Origin of the sequence: Kitasatospora sp. NPDC101235 (assembly GCF_044767505.1) — a bacterium.
Lineage (GTDB): Bacteria > Actinomycetota > Actinomycetes > Streptomycetales > Streptomycetaceae > Kitasatospora.
In genome coordinates this window covers 92,671-116,057 of sequence record NZ_JBIWNZ010000011.1, presented here as the reverse complement: position 1 = coordinate 116,057, position 23,387 = coordinate 92,671, and the positions used below count along the sequence as shown (strand labels likewise).

Below are 23,387 nucleotides of genomic sequence, written 5' to 3'. Positions count from 1 at the left end.
CACCCTCCGTGACGTGACGCGCGCCACCAGGCGCGCCGGAATGCCGTTCGGCGGTGCGGGGGATGACGAACGGTCGAGGGGCCGTGGCCGCCGGGGGGCGGCGCACGGTCCTCGATCGTTCCGGCCGGCGGGGGATCCTCCGAGAGCTCGGGCGGAGTCCGCACTGGCCCTCTGTACCTACTGGTATGTACAGTGATCCGCATGAGCACCCAGGACCGCCTCATCGAGAGCACCCAGGCCCTCCTCTGGGAGCGCGGCTACGTCGGCACCAGCCCCAAGGCCATCCAGCAGCGCTCCGGGGTCGGCCAGGGCAGCATGTACCACCACTTCACCGGCAAGCCCGACCTCGCGGCCGCCGCCCTGCGCCGCAGCGCCGAGCAGATGCGGGGCGTCGCCGAGGCCGACCTCGCCGCCCCCGGCACCGCCTACGACCGGATCGCCGCCTACCTGCACCGCGACCGCGACGTCCTGCGCGGCTGCCGGATCGGCCGGATGGCCCAGGACCCGGACGTGGTCTCCGACCCGCACCTGCGCGCGCCCGTCGAGGAGACCTTCGACTGGCTGCGCGGACGCATCGCCGGACTGATCGCCGAAGGCCAGGCGGACGGCGAGTTCGCCCCCGGCCTGGACCCGGCCGACACCGCCGCCGCCGTGGTCGCCGTCGTCCAGGGCGGCTATGTCCTGGCCCGCGCCGCCGACAGCGCCGAGCCGTTCGACCGGGCCGTCCGCGGCGCCCTCGGCCTGCTCGCGACACACCGCACGGCCTGACCCGCGTCGCCGAACCCCAGGCATCCGCCGGACCCGAAGCCCCGCCGAACCTGAAGCCTCGCCGGGCCCCAGGCACCCGCCGCACCCGTCGAACCCGAGGAGCCCGCCGTGCACGCCATGCAGTACGAGATCACCCTCCCCGCCGACTACGACATGGGCGTCATCCGCAAGCGGGTCGCCGACAAGGGCCACCTGCTCGACGCATACCCGGGCCTCGGCCTCAAGGCCTACCTGGTCCGCGAGCGTGGCCGGCAGGGCTCGCCCGTCAACCAGTACGCGCCGTTCTACCTCTGGCGCACCGCCGAGGGCATGAACGGCTTCCTCTGGGGGCCGGGTTTCCGAGGCCTGAGCGCCGACTTCGGCCGCCCCGCCGTCCGGCACTGGCTCGGCGCGGGCCTGGCCCACGGAGCGTCGGCAGCGTCGGCACCCGCGGGGGAGACGGCCGGGCCGCCGACCACCGCCACCCGCGAGACCGTACGGCTGCCGGAAGCCGCCGATCCGGCCGAGGCCGTCGAGCGGGCGCTTGCCGACCTGCCCGCTCATCCGGCCCTGCACACCGCCGCCGTGGCCGTCGACCCGAGCAGCTGGGAACTGCTCCGCTTCGCCGTTTGGCGCGGTCCGGCCCCCGAGGACGCGCCCGGTATCCGGTACGAGGTGCTGCACCTGTCCCGCCCCGAACTCGACCGGCTGCCGGCCGGCCGCCACTGGTGAAAGGACCCACCGCCCCGATGTCCCCCGCGACTGCTCCCGCCGGCACCGAACTCACCCGGGCCGCGCTCGACCGCGCGGCCGGCTACGCGCTGCTCGCCGACCTCGCCGGTCCGGGTGCCACCACCACCCTCGGCGGCCTGGACGCCCTCGCCCCCGGCTTCCCCGACTGGATCGTCACCAGTCTGTTCGGCGGCACCTACCAGCGCCCCGGCCTCGCCCTGCGCGACCGTCAGATCGCCAACCTGGCCGCCCTCACCGCCCTCGGCGGCGTCGAGCCGCAGCTCGCCGACCACGTCCGCTACAGCCGGCAGATCGGCCTGACGGAGGCGGAGATCACCGAGGTCATCGTGCACCTCGCACCGTACGTCGGCCTCCCCAAGGCACTGGCCGGCCTGCGCGTCGCCACCGCCACCTTCGCCGAGGCCGCCGAGAGCGTCACCGAGAGCACCGCCGGGAGCACTGCCGAGAGCGCGGCCACAAGCGTCACCGGCCCGGCCGCACCCGTCGAGACCGCCGTCGAGACCGCCGTCGAGACCGCCACCCAGGTCGCCGACGAGGAGGCCAGGGCATGAGCCGTACCGTCCGCACCGTCCTCGGCGACCTGGCCCCCGCCGACCTCGGCATCACCGACTCCCACGACCACCTCTTCATCCGCAGCCCGCTGCTTCCCGGACAGGAACTGGACGACCCGGGTGCCGCCGAGGACGTGCTGCGCGCCTATGCCACCGCCGGTGGCCGTACCTTCGTCCAGTGGACCCCGCTCGGCCTGGGCCGGGGCGCGGACTCCCTCGCCGCGCTCTCCCGCGCGACCGGCGTGCACATCGTCGCCGCCACCGGCGCGCACCAGGCGATCCACTACGCGCCGGGCTTCTTCCCCGAACACCCCGAACACCCTGAACACCCCGAACCCGGCGTCCAGGTAGGTGATAGCCCTGGCCCGTACGCCGACCTCGCGGAACGTTTCGTCGCCGAGCTCACCACCGGCCTGCCCGGCGCGCCCGGGGGAGTCCGGGCCGGGCTGATCAAGATCGCGGGCGACGCCGGGCCCGCCACCCGGCACACCCGGTGGACGATGGCCGCTGCCGCCGAAGCCCACCACGCCACCGGCGCCCCGATCGCCGTCCACCTCGAAGCCGGCGGCGCTCCGCACCGGGTCCTGCACGGGCTGCACGACCGGCACGGCGTGCGGCCCGACCGGATCATCCTCGGGCACCTCACCCGGCTCCCCGACCGCGCGCTGCACCGCGCCCTGGCCGCCGAGGGCGTCCACCTGGCCCTGGACAGCCCGTCCCGGGCCGGCCATCACGCCGACCACCAGGCCTTCGACGTGATCGCCGACCTGGTCGAGGCGGGTCACGCCACCCAGCTGCTGCTCGGCGCCGACACCACCACCCGGACCGCCCGCGCGGCCGGCGGCCCGGTCCGCCTGCTCACCGACCTCGCCCCGCGCCTCGCCCGCAGCTACGGCCCCGAACTGCCCGAGCTGCTCCTCACCACCAACCCGGCCGCCGCCTTCGCCGCCGACTGGCGCACGCCGTAGGGCTCCGCCGGCCCGGGCGCCTCGCCGGACGGGACGTCCCGAACGGCCGGAGCCGGGGGTGGGACGCGCCACAGACGGGGGAAGGGCCTGACAGCCGTCGGGCGCGCCCTCTACCGTCCCGTCCATGGTGACGCTGACGCCCCGCACCCTCACGACCGCCGACTGGCCGCTCTGGCGGGACCTCCGCCTCGCCGCCCTGACCGATGCGCCGGACGCCTTCAAGGCCGGCCTCGCCGACTGGCACCAGGGCGGCGAGGACCGCTGGCGCGACCGGCTCCACCTCCCGGACGCCCACCACGTCGTGGCCTTCCTGGGCGACGGCCCGGTCGGTCTGGCCGGTGGTCTCCTCGGATCACCGGACGGCTTACGGGAGTTGCGCTCGCTCTGGGTCGCCCCGCAGGCGCGCGGTCGGGGCGTCGCGGACCGGCTCGTCGAGGAGGTGGAGCGCTGGGCCCGGGCCACCGGCGGCACCACGTTGCGCCTCGCCGTGCTCCCTGGCAACCAGGCGGCGCTCGCCCTCTACCGTCGCCACGGCTTCGTCCCGCTCGCGGAGCCCGGTGACCTGCTCACCGACGGGGTCACCCGGGAACTCGTCCTGGTGAAGCCGCTGCGGTGACGGTCGCCGTACCCGGCTCGGAAGCGGGGCAGCAGCCGGCCCCGGCGTCCCCGTGGCGGCGGCGCCGGGAGAACACGGGCGGGGCCTGTGCCGTACGGGGGATGGCACAGGCCCCGCCGTCAACCGGACCGACCGGTCACATGTGGGTGCCGCCGTCGATGCGGAGCTCGGTACCGGTGACGAAGGCGCCGTCGTCGGAGGCGAGCATGGCGATCACGCCGGCCACCGTCTCCGGGCCGGCGAAGCCCTGGCCGAGGGCGGGGGAGAGCTTGGCCAGCAGGCTGAAGTCGGCGTCGGCGGGCAGGCCCGGGTTGTGGGTCATGCCGCTGTCGATGCTGCCCGGCGCGACGCAGACCGCACGCAGGCCCTGCTTCGAGTACTCCGAGGCGATGGCGTGGGTGAAGGACTGGATGCCGCCCTTGGTCGCGGCGTACGCGGCCATGTAGGGGTGGGCGAAGCTCGCGGAGGTGGAGCTGAAGTTGACCACCACGCCCTTGCCGCCGGCGAGCAGTGCGGGGAGCGCCTCGCGGGTCATCAGGAAGGTGCCGGTGAGGTTCACCGCGAGGAGCTTGTTCCAGAACTCCAGGGTGGTCTCGTGGGTGTGCGAGGAGCGGAGGATGCCGGCCGCGTTGACCAGCACGTCCAGGCCGCCCAGGCCGGTGATTGCCTCGGCGACACCGGCGACGACGGCCGCCTCGTCCGATATGTCCAGCACCTGGATGGTCAGGCGGTCCGCGGTCCCCTCGGCGGTGGCGCGGTCCAGGGTCTTCTTCAGGCCGTCCTCGTTGACGTCGACGGCGACGACCTTCCCGCCCTCGGCGAGGATCCGGTGGACGGTGGCCTGGCCGATGCCCGAGCCGCCGCCGGTGATCAGGACGTTCCGTCCGCTGAAGCGCTCCATGGTGGTACTCCGTTCGTTCGCGGTCTCTCGACCTCGAAAGACACGGTACGCCCAGGTGGCACGGTGTGCCAAAAAGTCTCATCATGCCGTTTCGTCGCAACGTGTCGCCATGGCATCCGTCCGCGTAGGCTGGTCCCGTGACCGGACGCCCGACCCTGACCCAGCGCCGCCGCGAGGCCACTCGACTGGAGATCGCCCGTGCCGCCGCCGCGCTCTTCGCCGAGCGAGGAGCGGAGGCGACCACCGTCGAGGAGGTCGCCCTCGCCGCGGGCATCTCACTGCGCACCTTCTACCGGTACTTCTCCGTCAAGGAGGATGCCGTCGCCCCGCTGCTCGCGGCGGGTGGGCAGGAGTGGGTGGAGCTGTTCGCGGCGAGCCCGGCGGACCTGCCGCCCCGGGAGGCGTTGGAACGTGCGGCGGTCGCTTCGCTGACCCCTGCCGACGAGGCGCGGGCCGAGATGATGCAGTGGGCCCGCGGTCTGCTGCGTGACCCGAGGCTGAACACCACCTGGCAGCGCGTCCACGCCGACTCGGAGGAGAGGCTGCGGGCCGCCCTCGCCGAGCGCTGCCCGGACGGTGCCGATCCGCTGGAGATCCGGCTGGCCGCCGCCGCCGCGACCGCGGCGATCCGGGTGGCCCTGGAACAGTGGGCCTCCTCCGACGGGCCCCTCGCCGGTCCGGGTTCCCCGCGGGACCTCGGTGCGCACTGCATGCGCGAGCTCACGGCGGGGCTACGGCTCTGGGAGCGGGCGGGCTGAGCCCTGTCCGCTCCCGGCCGGCGGTGTGGACGGTGACGGCCCATGACAGGTGACAACTTTCAGATGACAGATTTCGAAATCTGTCATCTGAAAGTTGTCATCCGTCCGGTTCGCTCCCCGCAACCTCCCAGTCGCGATCAGCGTCCTCCCAGCTGGCGCTAGGGTTGGTCCTCGCGCCCCGGCGGGGGAACCGGGGTGACCTCCTCGGATGTCCCCAGCGGAGGGGACTGGAGTTCGAGGCGTGGGAGCAAGCAGGACATGGGTCTGACGAGCCACAAGGTGCTGGCGCTGACCGCACTGGTCGCGGTCGTGATGATGGTCGGCACGGTCTGGTTGTGGCCCAGACTCGCGAAGAGGACCTGGCGGGCGGTGCTCGGCCGGATCGGCGCGCTGCTCGCCACCCAGCTCGCGGTGCTCGCCGCGCTCGGCCTGGTCGCGAACAACTACTTCGCCTTCTACAGCAGTTGGGACGACCTGCTGGGCACCGGCGACACCGGCCCCGTGGTCATCCACAACAAGGCGGACGCCTCCGGCCGGCTGATGGTGGAGACGATGGGGCAGGCCGCGGTCAAGGGCGGCGGCGCGATGGGCCGCGAGCCCAGCCAGTCCGGCGAGATCCGCAAGGTCCGGATCGACGGCGCGGTCAGTCGGCTGTCCACCGAGGGCTACGTCTACCTGCCCCCGCAGTACTTCCAGCCGGAGTACGCCCAGAAGCAGTTCCCGGCCGTGATCGTCAGCACCGGATTCCCAGGAATCGCCGAGAACCTGATCACCCGCTTCAACTATCCGGGTGCCGCGCTCAAGCTGCTGCAGGAAGGGCGGATGCAGCCGACCGTCATGGTCCTGGTGCGCCCCTCGCCCGCACTGCCGCAGGACACCGAGTGCGAGGACGTCCCGAACGGCCCGCAGTCCGACACCTACTTCACCAAGGACGTGCCCTCGGCGATCCAGGCCAGCTTCCGGGTCTCCAGCGACCCGCAGGCCTGGGCCTTCATGGGCAACTCGACCGGTGGCTACTGCGCGCTCAAGCTGGCCATGCGCCACCCGGACGTCTTCCCGACCGCCGTCGCCCTCTCCGCCTACTACGAAGCCGCCGACGACCCGACCACGGGCGACCTGTTCGGCGGCAGCAAGCAGCGCCGCGACGAGGCCAACCTGCTGTGGCGGCTGAAGAACCTGCCGCAGCCGAAGGTGTCCGTACTGCTGGCCGGCACCAAGAAGGGCGACGGCAACTACCGGCAGGAGACCGAGGCCTTCGTCGACGCGGTGCAGAGCCCGATGAAGGTCTCGTACAGCATGCTGGAGAACGGCGGCCACAACTTCGAGACCTGGAGCGCCCTGCTGCCCTCCTCACTGGAGTGGCTGTCCCAGCACCTCAAGGTGCCGAACCAGACCGTCTGACGGGGAACGGCACCCGGGGCCGCCCGGACCGCCCGGCGCCTGGACCGCCCGGACCATCCGAACAGGCTGGGGAGAAGACCGAACCCCCGGGGCCACGGCCCCGGGGGTTCGGTCGTTCACGAGCCGTACGGCTCCCGCGCAGCGGTCCCGCCGCTCAGGCCACCCGCTCCAGCGTCCCGGTGTGCAGCTCGCCGACCCGGCCGCCCTCGCCCTCGAAGGTCCAGAAGGCCCGCACCGTCAGCTTGCCGAGGTCCATCACGTGGCTGACGGTGATCCCGCTCTGCTCCGTCCAGCTGACGAAGTAGATCTCCGGCGCGACCTCGGCGACGTGCAGCCGCACGTCCTCCCACTGGCCCGCGGACTCGCCGAGGCCCTCCCAGCGCAGCCGAGTGCCGTCGGCCGAGTAGGTGTTGCGGAAGGCCGCGCCGTTGTCGGCCCGGAAGAGGTAGGTACGGCCGGCGAAGGCGGGCAGGGGCGCGGTCATGGTGGGGCGGGTCCTCGTTCCTGTTCGGTCGTGGCGAGCATCCGGTCGGGCTCGCCGCTCTTGTGCACGGCGGAAGATGTCAGGCTTCCAATTTATCCGACCGGGCGCACTCGGTCAGGCACTCGCCACGGTACGGTCCGGCACCACACAGCCGCCCGGATGTGCGACCGGCACATGGGCAGGAGCGCGCGCCGGTCCTGCCGTCCGGCCATGGGACGTACCCCCACACACCGTCGCCTGGGCGCCGGACGCCGCGAGCCAGGTCAACGCCTGGCTGAGCTGACCTGACCCGAGCCGTCCGCGGCTGTCCGCCCGTCCGCCTGGCCCGCCTTGGCCCTCCCGCTCCCGGAAATTGATCAACTCGACTGCCACGCAGCGTCGTTGATCGACACCACTGTGAGCTGCGCGACAACCTGCCCGTCCGAGTTGTCCGCTCGTGCACGACCCACCTAGCCTGCAACGGTCGTCCGCCCTCGCGGACCCCGCCGCCGGGACGCCGAATCCTGTCCACCCGCCGGCGGGTCGCCGAGCACCACAGAGGACGGGAGCGGGGGAACCAAGGTCAGCGCCCGGCCCGTACGCCAGAGCGTTCGGGCCGCGGCTAGGGGTGAAGCCGCTCCGCAGGCGGCCGGGCGACCTCAGCCCGAACCCGACAGCTCACCTCGCAGGCGTCGCAGAGGTCGTCCCATGCCCAAGCCTGCCAGCTCGACGCACCGGCCGGCGCCCGCGTCCGCCCGCCGCCGCGGACCGCGCCACGCCCGTCCGTCCCACCGCGGACGCAACGCCGCCCTCGCCGCCGCCGGGGCGTTCGCCATCAGCGGCGCCGGGCTGCTCGGTCTGTCGGCGGTCACCGGTGCCCAGGCCGTCACCGCGTCGGCCGTCACCCAGGACCGGCTCGGCCCCGCCACCATGGTCGCGGGCAGGGCCACCACCGCCTCGCTCGGCCTGCACTCCGTGGCCTGCTTCACCGCGAAGACGGTCGGTGTGGGCGTGCGCGACGCGCGCGGCAACAACCTCGACTACCCCGGCAACGCCTCCAACGTGCAGATCTGCCCGAGCGGGGTCGAGTTCACCAGCGGTGCGCGCGCCCTGCCCGCCGGGACGTACACCCGGTTCGGCTTCTGGCAGGAGCTCGGCGGCGCCTGGCACAACCTGCCCTCGCAGCAGCTGGTCGTCTCCGCCGCCGGGACGTCCACCCCGACCCCGACCCCGACCCCGACGCCGAGCGCCGAGCCGACCTCGACCCCGACGTCGACCACCAAGCCGACCCCGACCCCGACGCCGACCGCCGAGCCGACCTCGACCCCGACGTCGACCTCGACCACCAAGCCGACCCCGACCGGCGAGCCGACCTCGACCACCGCGACCACGTCGACCACGTCGGTCCCGGCGCCGAGCACCACCCCGACCCCGAGCACCCCGCCGCCGTCCTCCCCGGTCGCCGGCAAGTCGCTGACCTGGTCGGACGAGTTCAACGGCGCGATCAGCTGGGGCCGGCGCTGGGTCGGCGACAAGAGCACCGCGTACAGGTACGGCGACCACAACCCGGGCGACAACAAACTCGACTGGCTGAACAGGAACAACGTCAGCGTCGCCAACGGGGTCGCCACCTTCACCGCCACGCCCGGCGGGCCGGCCCTGGAGAACGGCAAGCAGTCCTGGAACACCGGGTTCCTGACCACCGAGGGCTCCAGCGAGGGCTTCCGGGTCAAGACCGGCGACTACGCCGAGACCCGGGTCAAGCTGCCCGCCGGCAGCGGCGCCTGGCCGGCCCTGTGGACCTGGAAGAACGGCAACGGCGAGGTCGACTCCTTCGAGTACCACCCCGACAACCCGAACCTGCTGGAGCTGACCAACCACGTCAACCCGGGCAACGCGAGGTACTACACCGACGCGAGCGCCATCGCGAAGGACCAGTGGGTGACCATCGGCACCCACTACGGCGCCAACTCGGTGGACTGGTACGTCAACGGCGTCAAGGTCTTCTCGGACGGCAAGGGCGTCGGTGCCAACTGGTCGGCTTACCTGAACCTCAACCTCTCGGTGTGCGCGGGGCAGTACCACCCCGCGCCGCAGGGGACCGCCCCGATCACCTTCGCCGCCGACTACGTCCGCGTCTACCGGTAGGAACGGGCCACCGGCAGGACGCTCCCGCAGGCCGGGTCGGCCCCACCGGCGGGACCGCGCGACTCAGGAGCCGGCAGTCGTCCCGACCACCGTGATGTCGAACGGCTGCCGGTTGTTGCCCTCGTTCCGGTCGTCCGCGCTGCGCACCACGACCGAGCCGCCGCTCAGCCTGCCCACCGGCAGCCCCGGGTTGAGCCGGACCGGGATGAGGGCGGTCGCGCTGCGTCCCTCCCGCAGTCCGGGCTTGAACACGCACCGCACGGTGCGGCCGTGGCCCAGCACCTGGCAGTCGGAAGGGAAGTACGGCCCCTCGGGGCTGACGCCCTCCGGCAGGGTGACCACGACTGTGAACGGGGAGGCGGTGGTGTCCGGGCCCGCGTTGCCGACGAAGGCGCGGACGGTGGTGGTGCCGCCGGGGGTGGCCGGGTCCGGGGCGGTCCGGACCACCTCCAGGTCGGAGGCGGACGGCCGAGCTGCGGCCGGCGCGGGCAGTGTGGAGGCTTCGGATCCCGCGTCCGTCGCTGCTCCGGGCCTCGCCGGGGCCGGCAGGGTGGAGGCCTCGGGCGTCGCCGGGGCGGGCAGGGTGGACACCGTGGACGCGCCCGTCGCGACGACCTCCACCGCGGGCCGGGGCTCGGGCCGCCGCAGCGCCCAGGACGGGTCGGTGGCCAGCACCGTCACCGCGTACCCCGCCGCCAGGGCCGCGACCAGTCCGGCCCCGCCGGACCCCCGGCCTCTCGCGGCAGGTCGTGCGCCACCGCCCCGCACACCACCGCCCGGTACGTGGCCACCCGGTACCTCACCGCCCCGAACGTCCCGGTGCTGCTGCTCCATCCCCGCTCACCCTGCCTTCGCGTCCCGGCCGCCCGCGCCGTCGCGGGCGGCGTCGGCACCAGGGTGGCGGAGCCGTCGCCGGAGCCCGGGGGCAACCCGCCCGTCGTCCGCCCGAACGGATGAAGCGGCGTTCCGCCCCGACCGGATGGGTCGACAACGGGGGTTGACGGGACGTCAGGGGGCGAGGACCTGCCCCAGCCGGGTCGCGATCCGGTGCATCACCGGGACCAGCGAGGCGGCCCCGGCCTGCTCCTCCAGGGCCCGGATGCGAGCCTCCGGGCCGGAGACCGAGAGTGCCGTGGGCGTCGGCGCGCCCGGGACGGCGAGCGCGATGCAGCGGACGCCGATCTCCTGCTCCTGGTCGTCGACCACGTAGCCGCGCGAGCGCGCCTCGACGAGCTGGCGCATCAGCTCCTGCGGGTCGGTGACCGTGTACTCGGTGTGCGCGGGCAGCGGGTTGGGGCCGAGGACGGCGCGGGCCTCGTCCTCGGGCAGCTGGGCGAGCAGCGCCTTGCCGACGCCGGTGCAGTGCGGCTGCACTCGTCGGCCGACCTCGGTGAACATCCGCATCGAGCGGCGCGACTGGACCTGGCCGACGTACACCACCTCGCCGCCCTCCAGCACCGCCAGGTTGGCGGTCTCGCCGGTGGCCTCCATGAGTTCGGCCAGGTACGGGCGGGCCCAGCTGCCGAGCAGTCGGCCGGCCGTCTCGCCGAGGCGGATCAGCCGGGGGCCCAGGGTGTAGCGGCGCGCGGTGTCCTGGCGGACATAGCCCTGCTGGACGAGGGTACGAACCAGTCGGTGGATGGTCGGCATCGGGAGGCCGGAACTGGTGGAGAGCTCGCTGAGAGTGGCCACGCCGCCGGAGTCGGCCAGCGCCTCCAGGAGTTGGAAGGCGCGTTCGACGGACTGCACGCCGCCGCCCGCGCGGTCGGCGCCTGTCGTCGATGCTGGTTCGGGGGTCGCAACCACCGGCGTTCCCTTCGCTGTCGGGGAGGAGTAGAGTCCCGGCGACTCTTCAACAAACCGTTGAAATTCTGTATCGCGGAAACTAGTCTCCACCTTACAGAATCGAACTCGCCGACAGGCGGGTTCCGATCGAGGAAGTTCCCCGGGGAACCTCCCCCCGGAGCTCCCCTCGCCAGGCTCAACCGTCTTAGGAGTGTCCTGCTCATGGCTGCAGATCAGGGGCCCTCCCCCAGCCTCCGGCCGGGGGTACCCCCAACCGCCTCCTCTCCTTCCGCTCCGGTCGTCACTGTCGCCGGTCCTCGCGTCCACCGGGCGGAGGAGGTGCTCACTCCGGAGGCGATCGCCTTCGTCGGCGGGCTCCATCGCGCCTTCGAGGGGCGCAGGCAGGAGCTGCTGGCCAGGCGGAGGAGTCGCCGCGCCGAGATCGCCGCCGCCGGCACGCTGGACTTCCTCCCCGAGACCGCAGACATCCGGGCCGGGGACTGGAAGGTCGCCGAGGCGCCCCGCGCGCTCCAGGACCGCCGGGTCGAGATCACCGGCCCGACCGACCGCAAGATGGTCGTCAACGCGCTCAACTCCGGGGCGAGGATCTGGCTCGCCGACTTCGAGGACGCCACCTCCCCGACCTGGGAGAACGTGGTCGGCGGCCAGGTCAATCTGATCGACGCCTTCGAGGGCCGGATCGACTTCACCAGCGCGGCCGGGAAGGCCTACACCCTCAAGCCCGCCGCCGAGCTTGCCACCGTCGTGGTCCGCCCGCGCGGCTGGCACCTGGACGAGAACCACCTGCTGGTCGACGGCACCCCGGTGGCCGGCGCGTTCGTCGACTTCGGCCTCTACTTCTTCCACAACGCCGCCCGACTGTTGGCCAAGGGCGCGGGGGACCCGAACTCCGGCCCGTACTTCTACCTGCCGAAGACCGAGAGCCACCTCGAAGCCCGGCTGTGGAACGACGTGTTCACCCACGCCCAGGCCGAACTCGGCATCCCGCACGGCACGATCCGGGCGACCGTGCTGATCGAGACCATCACCGCCGCGTTCGAGATGGACGAGATCCTCTACGAGCTGCGCGACCACGCGGCGGGCCTCAATGCCGGGCGCTGGGACTACCTGTTCTCGATCGTCAAGAACTTCCGCGACGCCGGCGAGCACTACATCCTGCCGGACCGCAACAGCGTCACCATGGCCTCGCCGTTCATGTCCGCCTACACCCGGCTGCTGGTGCAGACCTGCCACAAGCGCGGCGCCCACGCGATCGGCGGCATGGCCGCGTTCATCCCGAGCCGCCGCGACCCCGAGGTCAACGCGGCCGCGCTGGAGAAGGTCAAGGCGGACAAGGACCGGGAGGCCGGCAACGGCTTCGACGGTTCCTGGGTCGCCCACCCCGACCTGGTGCCGGTCGCCCGGGCCTCCTTCGACGCGGTGCTCGGCGAGCGCCCCCACCAGAAGGACAACCCCGGCCCGGCCGAGCCGGTGACCGCCGCCCAGCTGCTCGACATCGCCGGCGCCGGCGGCACCTGCACCCACGCGGGGCTGCACAGCGCCGTCCAGGTCGGCATCCGCTACATCGAGGCCTGGCTGCGGGGTCTGGGCGCCGTCGGCATCTTCAACATGATGGAGGACGCCGCCACCGCGGAGATCTCCCGCTCGCAGATCTGGCAGTGGATCCACAACGGGGTCGTGCTGTCCGACACGGGGGAGAGGGCCACCGCCGAGCTGGTCCGCGCTCTGGTCGCCGCGGAGCTGGCCGGCCTCCTCGCCGAGCTGGGCGAGGAGGCCTACAGTGCCGGCCGTTGGCGCGAGGCCGCGCGGCTCTTCGAACAGGTCGCCCTGGCCGAGGAGTTCGTGGACTTCCTGACCCTTCCCGCGCTGCCCCTGCTGGGCTGAGCCCGACCTACCCGCCAGCGCCACCGCTGCCGCCTGCCGGGCTGTGGCACTCCGGCGGTCCACCACTGCGTTCCGTACGGCGACGAATCCACCTGTCCTCTCGTCGCCGTGCGGAACGGTCTTTTCCACGTGAGGAGTTCACTCATGACGCGCATGTTCTTCAACGGCCAGGCGATGGTCGGCGGCCCCTTCCACGCCAAGGTCGCCGACGCGCTGATCGGGCCGGCCCGGACCGCCCCCGGCTACCGTTTCTTCTCCATCGACCACAGCGGTGGGACGGACGTCTGCCCGGGGCTGCTGGCCGACCCGGAGGCGGACACCGCCATCGAGGGCGAGCTGTACGACATCCCGCTGGAGCGGCTTCGGGACGTCATCCTGCCGGGCGAACCGCGGGAGCTGGAGCTGGGTGTCATCAAGCTGGAGGACGGCTCCGCGTGCCTGTCCATGCTGCTCTCCCGGGGCGAGCTGGAGCGCGGAGTCCACCGCGAGATCACCCACCACGGCGGCTGGCGCGCCTACCTCGCCACGATCGGGCGCGAGGCCTGACGGCGGGAGGCGCGGCGCGGCACGGTTCACATCGACAGGCCTTGCCGGGGGATCGGCGCCGGAACAAATGACAGCTGACAACTTTCGTCATCTGTCATCTGTCATCTGTTATCCGTCGTCCGTCCGCTGAAATCCGTCCGCCGAAACCTGTCAGCCCCCCGCCGCGAGGTGCGGGCGCCCCGCCGCCATCGCGTCGCCCAGCGGGCTGCGCCGGTACAGCACGCTGCGGCCGAGCCGGTTGCGCTCCAGCAGCCCGGCCGCCGCGAGCGCGCCCAGGTGGCGGCTGACCGCACCCGGGGTGACCCCGAGCCGGTGCGCCAGCTCCGTCGTGCTGGCCGGGGTCGCCAGCAGCGCCAGCAGCCTGGCCCTGGGAGCGCCGATCAGTCCGGCCAGCGGCCCGTCGACCGCCGCCCGCGCTTCGGCGCCGGCGGGCCCCAGGCCCTCCGCCATCGTCGCCTTGCCGCGCGCCGGGTAGCAGACCAGCGGTGGCCCGTCCTGGGTGACGTCGGTCTGCGCGCCGAGCCCGAACAGCGTCGGGATCAGCACCAGCCCGCGCCCGGCGACGTTCACCGTGGTGCCCACCGCCTTCACCGCCGGGTGCGGGTCGACGAGCCGCAGCACCCCGGCGTGCCAGCTCAGCCTGGCGTCGAGGTCCGCGAACAGCCCCTCCGCCCCGCGCTCCGAGAGCATCCGCCCCCGGTAGGCGATGTCCGCCTCCAGCACCGAGCGGGCGCGCGGCCACCAGGCGGGGGCGAGGCAGCGCGTCCAGTACGCCTCCAGCGCCTCGGCCGCCCGGGCGGCCAGCGCCGCCGGGTCGTCGATCAGCCCGGCCAGCACCGGCGGCAGCGGGCTCGGGTTCCCGCCGCCCCGGTAGGCCTCCAGCACGTCGGCCCGCACCACCTCCGGAGGGGTGGCCGCCAGCCGCGCCAGCTCGACCGAGAAGTCCGGGCGGGGGCCGAGTGGACGCGGCGTCAGGAAGTCAGGCACGAAGCCGACCGGCGCGATCATCGACTCCAGCAGCGCGGTGTCCAGCGTCTCGTAGCGGTCCTGCCAGCCGGCGGCCCACGGTTGCTGCGCCGGGTAGTGCCCGGGCCGGCGGCGGGCGCGCAGGCTCAACACCGCCTCCTGCAGGGCGGAGTAGCCGAACCAGGTGGCGGCGAGGTCGTCGACGCCCAAGTGGAACTCGAACATTGACCGCAACGGTAAAAGAGTTCCGCCACCGGGGGAAGCCCGCTGTCCTACTGCCATGACCTCCACCGCGGTGCTTCCCTCCGCCGTCCGACGGCTGCTGCCGGCCGACCCCCTGCTGCGCAGGCTTGCCCTGATGAGCCTGGTGAACACCGTCGGCAACGGCCTGTTCGTGACCGTCAGCGTGCTGTTCCTGACCCGCTCCGTCGGCCTGACCCCGGGCCGGATCGCGCTCGGGCTGAGCGTGGCCGGCGTCTGCGGGGTGTTCGCCGGGGTGCCGATGGGCCGGCTCGCGGACCGGGTCGGCAGCAAGCGGCTGTTGATGGTGGTCGGGCCGCTGGAGGCGCTCGCCGTGCTCGGCTACGCGTTCGTGCACTCCTTCGCCGCCTTCGTCGCCCTGGCCTGCGTGGCGACGGTGCTGGAGCGCGGTGCGGCGGCGGTGCGCAGCGCCCTGATCGCCCGGACACTGCCGGCCGAGACCCAGGTGCGTTCGCGCTCGCTGCTGCGCTCGGTGATGAACGCGGGGCTGGTGGTCGGGTCCGGCGGTGCGGCGCTGGCGCTGCAGTCCGACAGCTACGCCGGGTACGTCACCATGATGGTCCTGGACGCCGCGAGCTTCCTGGGTGCGACGGCGCTGCTGGCCGGCCTGCCCGACCGTGACCCGACGGTCCGCCGGACCGCCGGTCCGGAGGCCCCGGTGGCCCCGGTGGCCCCGGTGGGACGGCGGACGGTGCTGCGCGACCGCCGCTACCTGCTGGTCACCGTGCTGCACGCGCTGTTGGAGCTCCAACTCCCGGTGCTCACCGTGGGGATCCCGCTGTGGATCGTGCTCGCGACGGACGCGCCGGCGGCGGTGGTCGCCGCGGTCGACGTGGTCAACTGCCTGCTGGTGGTGGTGTTCCAGGTGCGGGCGAGTCGCGGGGTGGACGACGTTCCCTCGGCGGCCCGGGCCTGTGCCCGGGGCGGCCTGCTGCTGGCGGGCGGCTGCCTGCTCTACGCGGTGGCGGGGTCGGGCCCGGCGGCGGTCGCCACCGCGGCGGTCCTGGTCGGTGCCCTGGTGCACAGCCTCGGCGAGCTGCTCACCTCCGCCGGCGGTTGGACGCTGAGCCTGGACCTGGCCGATCCGCGGTCCCACGGCGAGTACCAGGGCGTGTTCATGAGCGGCCAGGCGGCGGCCCACGTGATCGGGCCGCTGGTGATCAGCCTGACCGTGGTCGCCCACGGTGCGGTCGGCTGGGCCGTCCTGGCCGGGGTGTTCGTCCTCGCGGGTGCCGCTCTCCCGGCTGCCGTCCGGCACACGGAGCAACCGGCCGCCATCGGCCTACCAGGAACCCGCTGACCACGAACCCGCCGACCACGAACCCGCTGACCACGAGCCCCCGATCCGCGGCCCCCTCCGCGGTCCCCTGGTCGTCCGGCCCGCTTCCCACGGGGGTGGGAGCGGGCCGGAGGCACGCCACGGCCCCGGACCCTCGCCGTGGGTCCGGGGCCGCGGTCCGTACACCGCCGGGGTGTACGGAGTCCGGGGGGCGCACCGTCCCTGGGTGCCCCCGGAGTGCGGGTGGGCGTCAGACCGGACGGGCCGCCAGTTCGCGGGCGGCCCGCGCGCAGTCACGCGCGATCCGGTCCTCGTCGACGGTGGTCAGCTGCCCCTTCTCGACCACCGCGTTTCCGTTGACGAACAGCACGGACAGCGGCGGCAGCGCCCCGAAGGTGAGCGCGGCGACCGGGTCGGCGATGGACGAGTGCATGATCCCGTCGATCTTCCACAGCGCCAGGTCGGCGAGCTTGCCGGCCTCGATCGAGCCGATCTCGTCCTGCCGGCCGAGCACCCGGGCGCCGCCCATGGTGCCCAGGCGCAGCGCCTGCCGCCCGGTCAGCGCGGTGGGGGAGCCGTGCAGCCGGTTGATCAGCAGGGCGTTGCGCAGCTCGGTGCCGAGCTCGCCGGACTCGTTGGAGGCGGTGCCGTCGACGCCGAGGCCGACCGGGACGCCGGCCCGGAGCATGTCGGGCACCCGGGCGATGCCGGCCGCCAGGCGGGCGTTGGAGGACGGGCAGTGGGCGACGCCGGTGCCGGTCTCGGCGAACTTGGCGATGTCGGAGTCGTTCATGTGCACGCAGTGCGCCATCCAGACGTCCTCGCCGAGCCAGCCCACCGACTCGAAGTAGTCGGTCGGCCCCATGCCGAACAGTTCCTTGCAGAACTGTTCCTCCTCGGCCGTCTCCGAGCCGTGGGTGTGCAGCCGGACGCCCTTGCGGCGGGCGAGCTCGGCGGACTGGCGGAGCAGGTCGGTGGAGACCGAGAAGGGCGAACAGGGCGCGATGGCGACGTGCAGCATCGAGCCGAAGGAGGAGTCGTGGTACCGGTCCACGGCGGCCTCGGAGGCGGCCAGGATGTCGTCCAGCGCCTCGACCGCGTGGTCCGGCGGCAGCCCGCCGTCCTTCTTGGAGCGGTCCATCGAGCCGCGCAGCGCGGTGAAGCGCAGGCCGAGCTCCCGGACGGCCTCGATGGAGGCGCCGAGCACGTCGCCGCCGTCCTCGGGGAAGACGTAGTGGTGGTCCGCGGCGGTGGTGCAGCCGGACTTGAGCAGTGCGGCGGCGGAGCCCTGGCTGGCGGCGTGCACGAGCCTCTCGTCGATCCGCGCCCAGGTCGGGTAGAGGGCGACCAGCCAGTCGAACAGGATGTCGTCCTGGGCCAGGCCGCGGGTGATCCACTGGTAGAAGTGGTGGTGGGTGTTGACCAGGCCGGGGGTGGCCAGGTGGCCCTCGCCGTTGATCCGGCGCACCACGTTGTCCAGCCACGCGGGGGCGGGGCCGTCGCCCACCGCCTCGATGGTGTTGCCGAGGATGACCACGTGGCCGCGGGCGTACTCGGTGTCGTTCGCGTCCACGGTGGCGATCGCGACGTTCTCGATCACGATCCGCTGGTCCGCGGGCGGGGGCTGGACTGCCATGGCGTGACTCCTATGGGGGGAGGGCCGGGAGGGGCGTGCACCGAAGGGCGCACGCCCTCCCCGGTCGGTCAGGACGGTGTCGCCGTCGGCACCGTCGCGCCGGAGGCCTGGCCGGACCTGGCATCGCGGGCGGCCCCGACGTGGTGGAAGAGCAGGTTGAGCAGGACGGCCATCACGGAGCCAGCCGAGATCCCCGAGTGCATCAGGGTCCTTACGGCCTCCGGGAAGGAGTCGTAGAACGCCGGCACGGCGATCGGGATGATGCCGACACCGAGTGAGACCGACACCAGGATGGTGTTCGAGCCGGACTCCATCCCCGCCTCCGCGAGGGTGCGGATGCCGCTGGCCGCGACCGTGCCGAAGAGCACGATCCCGGCGCCGCCGAGGACGGGCTGCGGGACCAGGGAGACGAGCGAGCCCAGCACGGGGAACAGCCCCAGCAGGACCAGGATGGCTCCGCCGGCCGCGACCACGTAGCGGCTGCGGATTCTCGTCAGCGCCACCAGCCCGATGTTCTGGGCGAAGGCGCTGGCGGCGAAGCCGTTGAAGACGGGGCTGAGCGCGGTGGCCAGACCGTCGGCCCGCAGGCCGGCGGCGAGGGTGGGCTCGTCCGCCTCGCGGTCGACGATCTTGCCGAGGGCGAGCATGTCGGCGGTGGACTCGGTCATCGAGACCATCATGACGATGCACATCGAGACGATCGCGGCGGCGTCGAACATCGGCGCGCCGAAGTGGAACGGGGAGGGGAGCGAGAAGACGTTCGCGTCCTTGACCGCGCCGAAGTCGGCGAGCCCCAGCGGGAAGGCGATCAGGGTGCCGAGCGCCAAGCCGATGAGCAGCGACAGCTGCTGCCAGAAACCGTGCAGCAGCCGGTTGCAGAGCACCACCGCGACGAGGGTGATCGCGGCGAGGCCGATGGCCCGCATGGAGCCGTACCCGGGGGCGCTCGGCGAGCCGCCGCGCGCCCAGTTGACCGCCACCGGAAGCAGGGACACCCCGATGAGGGTGATCACGGTGCCCTGGACGACCGGGGGGAAGAACCGGATGAGCTTGCAGAAGTACGGCGCCGCGAGGAAGCACAGGAGCCCCGCGACGATCACCGCTCCGAAGATCACCGGGAGGGCGTCCTTCGGGCCCCCCGTTCCTTCGATGGAGCCCTTCGCTATGGCGATCATCGGCGCGACCCCCGCGAAGGAGACGCCGTTCACGAACGGCAGGCGCGCGCCGATCTTCCAGATGCCGAGCGTCTGGAGGAGGGTGGCCAGTCCGGCGGTGAACAGGCTGGCCGAGATGAGCAGGGCGAGTTCGGCGGCGGAGAGCCCGACGCCGGCGCCGACGATGAGCGGGGGTGCGACGACCCCCGCGTACATCGCGGCGACGTGCTGGAGTCCGGTGGAGAACAGCTTCACCGGGGGCAGCAACTCGTCCACGGGGTGGGTCCCGGGCCGGGGCGGCTCGCCGGGGAGGTGTGCCGACGCGCCGTCCGGGCCGTGCGCTCTTTCCGGGGTGGAACCGCCGTCTGTACTGCTGGTGTTGCTGGGTGCCATGTCGAGCCCCTCTTGTGCCCGTGGCTCCCGGCGCGCCCGTGGCGCTGGAGTGCGGCTGGTGCTGGTGTGACCGAGGGCGGGACGGCGGTGCAGGGATCCCTCGGCCGGCCTCTCCAGTGCCCCGGGCCGGCCGCCGTGAGGCAGACACGAACTCCGGTGGGTGGGGGGTGGAGAAACTGCTGGTACGGGTGGAACGCGCGGTGGTGCGGTGGTGGGGCCGGTGGAGCGGCCCGCCCGGACTCGACCGGCCCGTGGGGACCGGAGGGTGCGGCGATTCCGGGCGGTGTCCACCTGGTGGTGGGGCGGGGAGGTCAGGCGACCGGGATGACCGGGACGACGCCCTCGCGGTGCACGGTGCCCTCGATCAGGCCGTACATGCGGTCCGCGGCGAAGTAGACCTCGTTGTCGTTCTTGAGGCCGAACGGCTCCAGGTCGACCAGGAAGTGGTGCTTGTTCGGCAGTTCGAGCCGGACCTCGTCCACCTCGGCGCGGTTGTTGAGGACCCGGGTGCCCATCGCGTGCAGGGTCTGCTGCAGCGAGTAGGAGTAGGTCTCGGCGAAGGCCTCCAGCATGTGCCGCTTCACCTGGGTGTAGGAGCGGTTCCAGTTGGGCTGGGCCTCGCCGTCCCTGCCGCCGTAGCCGAACTTCCAGCGGGCGGTGACCTGGGTGGCGAGGATGCGGTCGTAGGCTTCCTGGAGGGTGGTGTAGCCGTCCTTGATGTAGCCCCAGAACTCAGAGTTGGTGGAGTTCAGGACGACCAGGTCCTTCAGACCGGAGATCACCTGGACGGACTCGCCGTCGTAGACGATCTCGCTGGTGCGGGTCTCCTGGCCGCTGCGGACGAAGGAGTGACCGACCTCCTCCGAGCCGATGAAGCGGGCCGAGCTGTCCGGGGTCCGGATCCGCTCCCAGGCGTACTCCTCGATCCGGATCCGGGCGCTGTGCACGACGCCGCGCTCGGTGTCGTCGACGAAGTGGCGCGCCAGGAGGACGCCGAAGGCCTCGGCCGACTCGATGCCGTACTTCTTGGCGAAGGCGTAGACGGTGTTCTTGGTGGTGTCGGTGGGAAGGCAGTTGGCGTTGGACCCGGTGAGGTGGACGTCCTCGAACTCGCCGCGGAGCGAGACCGAGACGTTCAGGTCCTTGATCTCGTGCCGGGTGGAGTCGCGGTGGATCCGGACGATGCGGTTCTCCGCCTTGCCGTACTGGTTCTGGCCGAGCACGTGGGCCATGACGTGGCTCCTAGGCTTTCAAGGTCGGTCCACTAGCTTCCGCGGTAGACCGAGTATCCGAACGGGTTGAGCAGCAACGGCACGTGGTAGTGGTGCTGTTCGGGCGCGACCGTGAAGACGATCGAGACCTCGGGGAAGAACGGCGGCTCGGAGGACTTGAGCGCGTGGTACGCGCCGGTGTCGAAGAGCAGCCGGACGACCGAGCCCGCCTCCACGGCCGGCAGGTCCTTGGCCCGGCCGTCGGAGTCCGTGGAGGAGGTGCCGAGCACCTGCCAGCCACCCTCGGTTTGCAGTGCGAGCTCGACCGGGACGCCCTCGGCCGGGTAGCCGAGGCTGGTGTCGAGCACGTGGGTGGAGATGCCAGTCATGGGTGGAGTGACCTTACTGATGGCAGACATGATGGTGCGTCAGTTCCCTGATGGGGCAACCGGAACGGTTCGGCGCGAAATCGCCTGACGAGCCGTCAGGATTTGTCGAGCAGGCGGTTGAGACGGATGTCGTTGATCTTTCGCAGCTCCCCTCGGACGATCTCCGTCTCGGTGGCGGCGTCGTTGGGGTGGCGCTCGCGCAGGGCGGCGAGCATGCCGACCGCGGTGCGGCCGGTCGCGCAGATCAGGAACACGTGGCCGAACTTGGCCTCGTAGGCGGCGTTGGCCTCGTGCAGTTCGTCGAGGATCGCCTGGTTCGCGCCCCGGGTTCCGGCCTGTTCGCGCTCGGAGGTGGCGTCGCCCGCCATGGGCTTGCCGATCCGGGCGTGGCCGGCCATCGCGTCGCGCAGGTCCTCGGTCGTCAGTGACGCCATGGCCGCCGAATTGGCGGCGAGCAGGGTCTCGCGGTCGGACCAGGGTCGGGCCTCCGCGATCGCGGTGGCCCAGCGGGGGCTGGAGCACACCTCCAGCAGGATCTCTTCCAACTCCGCGGCGTCGGCCGCGGCCAGGGCGTCAAGGGTGTGGGGATGGTTGGTCACGAGTGGACCTCCTGAAGAGTGGTGCCACCCGGAAAAGCTAGATCGGCCCCACCCGGCCGTCAACACTTTGTTGAAAGGTTGGTGGTTACGTTTTGAACCGGGCCGCGGTGTCGGGCCCTTTCGTGTGTGATTCGCCAAGTGTGCCCCGCCGCAGGCCGATCCAGTCCTGCCGTGTCGGCGGGGTCACCCGTTCGGAAGCCCTCGGGATGGGGGCGCATGCGCCCCGGAGGGCGCCGAACCGGGGCGTCAGGACGACTTCGCGCCGTCCTGGCGGTTCAGGTAGTTGTACACGGTGAAGCGGCTGACGCCCAGGGCCGAGGCGACGGTCTCCACGCCGTGGCGGACGGTGAAGGCGCCGCGCTCCTCCAGGAGGGCGACGACTCGCTGCTTCTCCAGTCGGTCGAGCTCGGCCAGCGGGCGGCCGTCGAACTGGCGGGTCATCTCGGCGAGCAGCCGGTCCAGTGCGCTGCCCAGGTGCGGCAGCCGGACGGCCAGGGCCGGGACGCCCTCCCACTCCAGGACCACGTCGTCGGGCTTCGCCTCGTCCAGTGGGACGGGCGTCGCGCCGACCGCGGCCAGCAGCGGCTTCACCGCTGCGGCGAGCGGGTGTTCCACGTTCTCGGTCACGGCGTACCGCCCTCCTCGCCCAGCAGGCTGACCTGGACCGAGATCCGGGTCGCCCCGGCGTCCAGGGTCTCCTTGAGCAGCTTGGTCACCGCGGCGAGGACCTGCTCGGCCTCGCCCTCGGCACCGGTGCCGAAGGGGCCGACCGACACGGCCAGGCCGGCCTCGTCGACGGCCTTGCGGGCCGCCGCGGCGTGCTCCGGGAACGTGTCCAGTTCGAACGGTTCTGTCGTGAACTCCACCATCAATCGCACGAGGTCACTGTAGCGAGCAGGCGTGCGAGCGGGCAGGGGCCGGGTGATCGAACGGTCCGGCGCTCGGGGGTGGCGCACGCCCGGGGCTTCTTCAACAAAATGTTGCGACTGTCTTGACACTCGCTCGGTGGGCCGGAGATTCTTCCACCACGCAGAATCCCTCTTCCGGATTGTGGAAGTTGCGGATGAAGGAAGAGAGATGAGAGGTGAGTGACGTGACGGCGGCTGCCAAGCACGGCTTCACGGTCAACCTGTCCATCCTGTTCGGCGAACTGCCGCTCCTGGAGCGCCCCGCCGCGGCCGCCGCGGCCGGCTTCACCGCCGCCGAACTCTGGTGGCCCTTCGGGGCGGAGCACGACCCCTCGCAGTCCGAACTGGACGCGCTGCGCAAGGCGTTCACCGAAGCCGGCGTCCGGCTCACCGGCCTCAACTTTCTGGACGACCTGAGCAAGGGCGCTCGCGGCACCGTCTCGGTGCCGTCCGAACGGGACCGCTTCCGCGCCAACGTCCCGGTGGCCGTGGAACTCGCCGCCTCGCTCGGCGCCACCGCGCTCAACGCGCTGTACGGCAACCGGGTCGAAGGCGTCGACCCGGCCGAGCAGGACGCGCTCGCGCTGGAGCACCTGGTGCTCGCTGCGCGGGCTGCGCACGGAATCGGAGCCGTCCTGCTGATCGAGGCCCTGAACAGGGCCGAGTCGCCGGACTACCCGCTGGTCTCGGCCGCCGCCGCGGTCGAGGTGGTCGACAAGGTCAACGCCGCCGCCGGCCTGGGGAACGCCAGGTTCCTCTGCGACCTGTACCACCTGGCAAGGAACGGCGAGGACCTGGCGGCCGTCATCGACACCTACGCCGACCGCATCGGCCACGTGCAGATCGCCGACAACCCGGGCCGCAACGAGCCCGGCACCGGAGAGCTGGACTTCGAGGACCTGTTCGCCCGGCTCACGGCCGCGGGCTACACCGGCTCGATCGGCCTGGAGTACCGCCCCTCCACCGGCGTCAGCGCCGACAGCTTCGGGTGGCTGCCGCGCGAACTGCGCGCAGCCGGATAGCGCAGCCGGACAGCGGAGCCGCCAAGT

Annotated in this window: 25 protein-coding genes and 1 riboswitch; of the genes, 13 read left to right on the top strand and 12 right to left on the bottom strand. The window is 72.5% G+C overall.

Annotation, left to right across the window (positions count from 1 at the left end; genetic code table 11):
• Window positions 1-201: 201 nt before the first annotated feature.
• The 5 genes from ACIRRH_RS19985 to ACIRRH_RS19965 all read left to right on the top strand — a co-directional run bounded on the left by ACIRRH_RS19985 (window position 202) and on the right by ACIRRH_RS19965 (window position 3,635).
• Entirely contained in the window at window positions 202-768 is a 567-nt protein-coding gene (locus ACIRRH_RS19985) for a TetR/AcrR family transcriptional regulator (protein WP_403068845.1), read from the top strand.
• Between the two features lie 108 nt (window positions 769-876).
• Entirely contained in the window at window positions 877-1,479 is a 603-nt protein-coding gene (locus ACIRRH_RS19980; protein ID WP_403068842.1) for a DUF4865 family protein, read from the top strand.
• A gap of 17 nt (window positions 1,480-1,496) precedes the next feature.
• Window positions 1,497-2,051, top strand: coding sequence for a carboxymuconolactone decarboxylase family protein (locus ACIRRH_RS19975; RefSeq protein WP_403068839.1), 555 nt, complete (start codon window positions 1,497-1,499; stop codon window positions 2,049-2,051).
• Window positions 2,048-3,019, top strand: coding sequence for a phosphotriesterase (locus ACIRRH_RS19970; RefSeq protein WP_403068836.1), 972 nt, complete (start codon window positions 2,048-2,050; stop codon window positions 3,017-3,019). Before ACIRRH_RS19975 ends, ACIRRH_RS19970 begins: the two co-directional genes overlap by 4 nt.
• Window positions 3,020-3,143: 124 nt before the next feature.
• A complete protein-coding gene (locus tag ACIRRH_RS19965) occupies window positions 3,144-3,635 on the top strand; it encodes a GNAT family N-acetyltransferase (protein ID WP_403068833.1) in 492 nt (163 codons plus the stop codon).
• 136 nt (window positions 3,636-3,771) lie between these two features.
• Here the strand turns inward: ACIRRH_RS19965 and ACIRRH_RS19960 are convergent, their stop codons facing one another.
• Window positions 3,772-4,536: an SDR family NAD(P)-dependent oxidoreductase gene (locus ACIRRH_RS19960; RefSeq protein WP_403068830.1), complete on the bottom strand. Its 765-nt coding sequence runs from the start codon at window positions 4,534-4,536 to the stop codon at window positions 3,772-3,774.
• A 137-nt stretch (window positions 4,537-4,673) separates the two neighbouring features.
• On the opposite strand from ACIRRH_RS19960, the gene ACIRRH_RS19955 reads away from it, so the two are divergent.
• Entirely contained in the window at window positions 4,674-5,294 is a 621-nt protein-coding gene (locus ACIRRH_RS19955) for a TetR family transcriptional regulator (RefSeq protein ID WP_403068827.1), read from the top strand.
• A gap of 258 nt (window positions 5,295-5,552) precedes the next feature.
• Entirely contained in the window at window positions 5,553-6,695 is a 1,143-nt protein-coding gene (locus ACIRRH_RS19950; protein ID WP_403068824.1) for an alpha/beta hydrolase, read from the top strand.
• A 154-nt stretch (window positions 6,696-6,849) separates the two neighbouring features.
• Here ACIRRH_RS19950 and ACIRRH_RS19945 read toward each other — a convergent pair whose 3' ends face one another.
• Window positions 6,850-7,179: a MoaF-related domain-containing protein gene (locus ACIRRH_RS19945; protein WP_224275159.1), complete on the bottom strand. Its 330-nt coding sequence runs from the start codon at window positions 7,177-7,179 to the stop codon at window positions 6,850-6,852.
• A 523-nt stretch (window positions 7,180-7,702) separates the two neighbouring features.
• A riboswitch (cyclic di-AMP (ydaO/yuaA leader) is annotated at window positions 7,703-7,858 on the top strand.
• Between the two features lie 8 nt (window positions 7,859-7,866).
• On the opposite strand from ACIRRH_RS19945, the gene ACIRRH_RS19940 reads away from it, so the two are divergent.
• Window positions 7,867-9,306, top strand: a complete 1,440-nt coding sequence (locus ACIRRH_RS19940) for a hypothetical protein (RefSeq protein WP_403068821.1) — start codon at window positions 7,867-7,869, stop codon at window positions 9,304-9,306.
• A 63-nt stretch (window positions 9,307-9,369) separates the two neighbouring features.
• Here the strand turns inward: ACIRRH_RS19940 and ACIRRH_RS19935 are convergent, their stop codons facing one another.
• Entirely contained in the window at window positions 9,370-9,987 is a 618-nt protein-coding gene (locus tag ACIRRH_RS19935) for a hypothetical protein (RefSeq protein WP_403068818.1), read from the bottom strand.
• Window positions 9,988-10,089: 102 nt separating this feature from the next.
• On the opposite strand from ACIRRH_RS19935, the gene ACIRRH_RS19930 reads away from it, so the two are divergent.
• A complete protein-coding gene (locus ACIRRH_RS19930) occupies window positions 10,090-10,263 on the top strand; it encodes a hypothetical protein (RefSeq protein ID WP_403068815.1) in 174 nt (57 codons plus the stop codon).
• 51 nt (window positions 10,264-10,314) lie between these two features.
• Here ACIRRH_RS19930 and ACIRRH_RS19925 read toward each other — a convergent pair whose 3' ends face one another.
• The gene (locus ACIRRH_RS19925) at window positions 10,315-11,112 is read right to left on the bottom strand and encodes an IclR family transcriptional regulator (protein ID WP_403068812.1); all 798 of its coding nucleotides are present in this window, start codon (window positions 11,110-11,112) and stop codon (window positions 10,315-10,317) included.
• 201 nt (window positions 11,113-11,313) lie between these two features.
• Between ACIRRH_RS19925 and aceB the strand changes: the two genes are divergently transcribed.
• A complete protein-coding gene (gene aceB, locus ACIRRH_RS19920) occupies window positions 11,314-12,996 on the top strand; it encodes a malate synthase A (protein ID WP_403068809.1) in 1,683 nt (560 codons plus the stop codon).
• Window positions 12,997-13,140: 144 nt separating this feature from the next.
• The gene (locus ACIRRH_RS19915) at window positions 13,141-13,542 is read left to right on the top strand and encodes a gamma-glutamylcyclotransferase (RefSeq protein WP_403068806.1); all 402 of its coding nucleotides are present in this window, start codon (window positions 13,141-13,143) and stop codon (window positions 13,540-13,542) included.
• Window positions 13,543-13,692: 150 nt separating this feature from the next.
• Here ACIRRH_RS19915 and ACIRRH_RS19910 read toward each other — a convergent pair whose 3' ends face one another.
• Window positions 13,693-14,733 carry a winged helix-turn-helix domain-containing protein gene (locus tag ACIRRH_RS19910; protein ID WP_403068803.1) on the bottom strand — a complete coding sequence of 347 codons (1,041 nt, stop codon included), beginning with the start codon at window positions 14,731-14,733 and terminating at the stop codon, window positions 13,693-13,695.
• Between the two features lie 55 nt (window positions 14,734-14,788).
• Here ACIRRH_RS19910 and ACIRRH_RS19905 point away from each other — a divergent pair, with 55 nt between their 5' ends.
• Window positions 14,789-16,069, top strand: a complete 1,281-nt coding sequence (locus ACIRRH_RS19905) for an MFS transporter (protein WP_403068800.1) — start codon at window positions 14,789-14,791, stop codon at window positions 16,067-16,069.
• Window positions 16,070-16,298: 229 nt separating this feature from the next.
• On the opposite strand, the gene ACIRRH_RS19900 is transcribed toward ACIRRH_RS19905, so the two are convergent.
• The 7 genes from ACIRRH_RS19900 to ACIRRH_RS19870 all read right to left on the bottom strand — a co-directional run bounded on the left by ACIRRH_RS19900 (window position 16,299) and on the right by ACIRRH_RS19870 (window position 22,299).
• On the bottom strand, window positions 16,299-17,684 hold the full coding sequence (locus ACIRRH_RS19900; protein ID WP_403068797.1) for an 8-oxoguanine deaminase: 1,386 nt from the start codon (window positions 17,682-17,684) through the stop codon (window positions 16,299-16,301).
• Between the two features lie 68 nt (window positions 17,685-17,752).
• A complete protein-coding gene (locus ACIRRH_RS19895; RefSeq protein WP_403068794.1) occupies window positions 17,753-19,231 on the bottom strand; it encodes a nucleobase:cation symporter-2 family protein in 1,479 nt (492 codons plus the stop codon).
• A gap of 311 nt (window positions 19,232-19,542) precedes the next feature.
• Window positions 19,543-20,463, bottom strand: a complete 921-nt coding sequence (pucL, locus tag ACIRRH_RS19890) for a factor-independent urate hydroxylase (protein WP_403068791.1) — start codon at window positions 20,461-20,463, stop codon at window positions 19,543-19,545.
• A gap of 32 nt (window positions 20,464-20,495) precedes the next feature.
• The gene (uraH, locus tag ACIRRH_RS19885; protein ID WP_403068788.1) at window positions 20,496-20,831 is read right to left on the bottom strand and encodes a hydroxyisourate hydrolase; all 336 of its coding nucleotides are present in this window, start codon (window positions 20,829-20,831) and stop codon (window positions 20,496-20,498) included.
• Window positions 20,832-20,926: 95 nt separating this feature from the next.
• Window positions 20,927-21,430, bottom strand: a complete 504-nt coding sequence (uraD, locus tag ACIRRH_RS19880; protein WP_403068785.1) for a 2-oxo-4-hydroxy-4-carboxy-5-ureidoimidazoline decarboxylase — start codon at window positions 21,428-21,430, stop codon at window positions 20,927-20,929.
• Between the two features lie 246 nt (window positions 21,431-21,676).
• Window positions 21,677-22,057 (bottom strand): helix-turn-helix domain-containing protein, encoded by a 381-nt coding sequence (locus ACIRRH_RS19875; protein WP_224275187.1) that lies wholly within the window; start codon window positions 22,055-22,057, stop codon window positions 21,677-21,679.
• Complete coding sequence (locus ACIRRH_RS19870; RefSeq protein ID WP_224275198.1) at window positions 22,054-22,299, bottom strand: thiamine-binding protein; 246 nt, start codon at window positions 22,297-22,299, stop codon at window positions 22,054-22,056. The genes ACIRRH_RS19875 and ACIRRH_RS19870 overlap by 4 nt, the downstream gene beginning before the upstream one ends.
• A gap of 215 nt (window positions 22,300-22,514) precedes the next feature.
• Here ACIRRH_RS19870 and ACIRRH_RS19865 point away from each other — a divergent pair, with 215 nt between their 5' ends.
• Window positions 22,515-23,360 carry a TIM barrel protein gene (locus ACIRRH_RS19865; protein ID WP_403068781.1) on the top strand — a complete coding sequence of 282 codons (846 nt, stop codon included), beginning with the start codon at window positions 22,515-22,517 and terminating at the stop codon, window positions 23,358-23,360.
• Window positions 23,361-23,387: the final 27 nt, after the last annotated feature.

Bases quoted from the DNA above. Each gene is read 5' to 3' on its own strand.
- ACIRRH_RS19940 (WP_403068821.1), top strand. From the start codon at position 7,867: ATGCCCAAGCCTGCCAGCTCGACGCACCGGCCGGCGCCCGCGTCCGCC.
- ACIRRH_RS19870 (WP_224275198.1), bottom strand. From the start codon at position 22,299: ATGGTGGAGTTCACGACAGAACCGTTCGAACTGGACACGTTCCCGGAG.
- ACIRRH_RS19910 (WP_403068803.1), bottom strand. From the start codon at position 14,733: ATGTTCGAGTTCCACTTGGGCGTCGACGACCTCGCCGCCACCTGGTTC.
- ACIRRH_RS19900 (WP_403068797.1), bottom strand. From the start codon at position 17,684: ATGGCAGTCCAGCCCCCGCCCGCGGACCAGCGGATCGTGATCGAGAAC.
- ACIRRH_RS19985 (WP_403068845.1), top strand. From the start codon at position 202: ATGAGCACCCAGGACCGCCTCATCGAGAGCACCCAGGCCCTCCTCTGG.
- ACIRRH_RS19970 (WP_403068836.1), top strand. From the start codon at position 2,048: ATGAGCCGTACCGTCCGCACCGTCCTCGGCGACCTGGCCCCCGCCGAC.
- ACIRRH_RS19915 (WP_403068806.1), top strand. From the start codon at position 13,141: ATGACGCGCATGTTCTTCAACGGCCAGGCGATGGTCGGCGGCCCCTTC.
- aceB (WP_403068809.1), top strand. From the start codon at position 11,314: ATGGCTGCAGATCAGGGGCCCTCCCCCAGCCTCCGGCCGGGGGTACCC.
- ACIRRH_RS19950 (WP_403068824.1), top strand. From the start codon at position 5,553: ATGGGTCTGACGAGCCACAAGGTGCTGGCGCTGACCGCACTGGTCGCG.
- ACIRRH_RS19965 (WP_403068833.1), top strand. From the start codon at position 3,144: ATGGTGACGCTGACGCCCCGCACCCTCACGACCGCCGACTGGCCGCTC.
- ACIRRH_RS19960 (WP_403068830.1), bottom strand. From the start codon at position 4,536: ATGGAGCGCTTCAGCGGACGGAACGTCCTGATCACCGGCGGCGGCTCG.
- pucL (WP_403068791.1), bottom strand. From the start codon at position 20,463: ATGGCCCACGTGCTCGGCCAGAACCAGTACGGCAAGGCGGAGAACCGC.
- ACIRRH_RS19975 (WP_403068839.1), top strand. From the start codon at position 1,497: ATGTCCCCCGCGACTGCTCCCGCCGGCACCGAACTCACCCGGGCCGCG.
- ACIRRH_RS19945 (WP_224275159.1), bottom strand. From the start codon at position 7,179: ATGACCGCGCCCCTGCCCGCCTTCGCCGGCCGTACCTACCTCTTCCGG.
- uraH (WP_403068788.1), bottom strand. From the start codon at position 20,831: ATGACTGGCATCTCCACCCACGTGCTCGACACCAGCCTCGGCTACCCG.
- ACIRRH_RS19895 (WP_403068794.1), bottom strand. From the start codon at position 19,231: ATGGCACCCAGCAACACCAGCAGTACAGACGGCGGTTCCACCCCGGAA.
- ACIRRH_RS19905 (WP_403068800.1), top strand. From the start codon at position 14,789: ATGACCTCCACCGCGGTGCTTCCCTCCGCCGTCCGACGGCTGCTGCCG.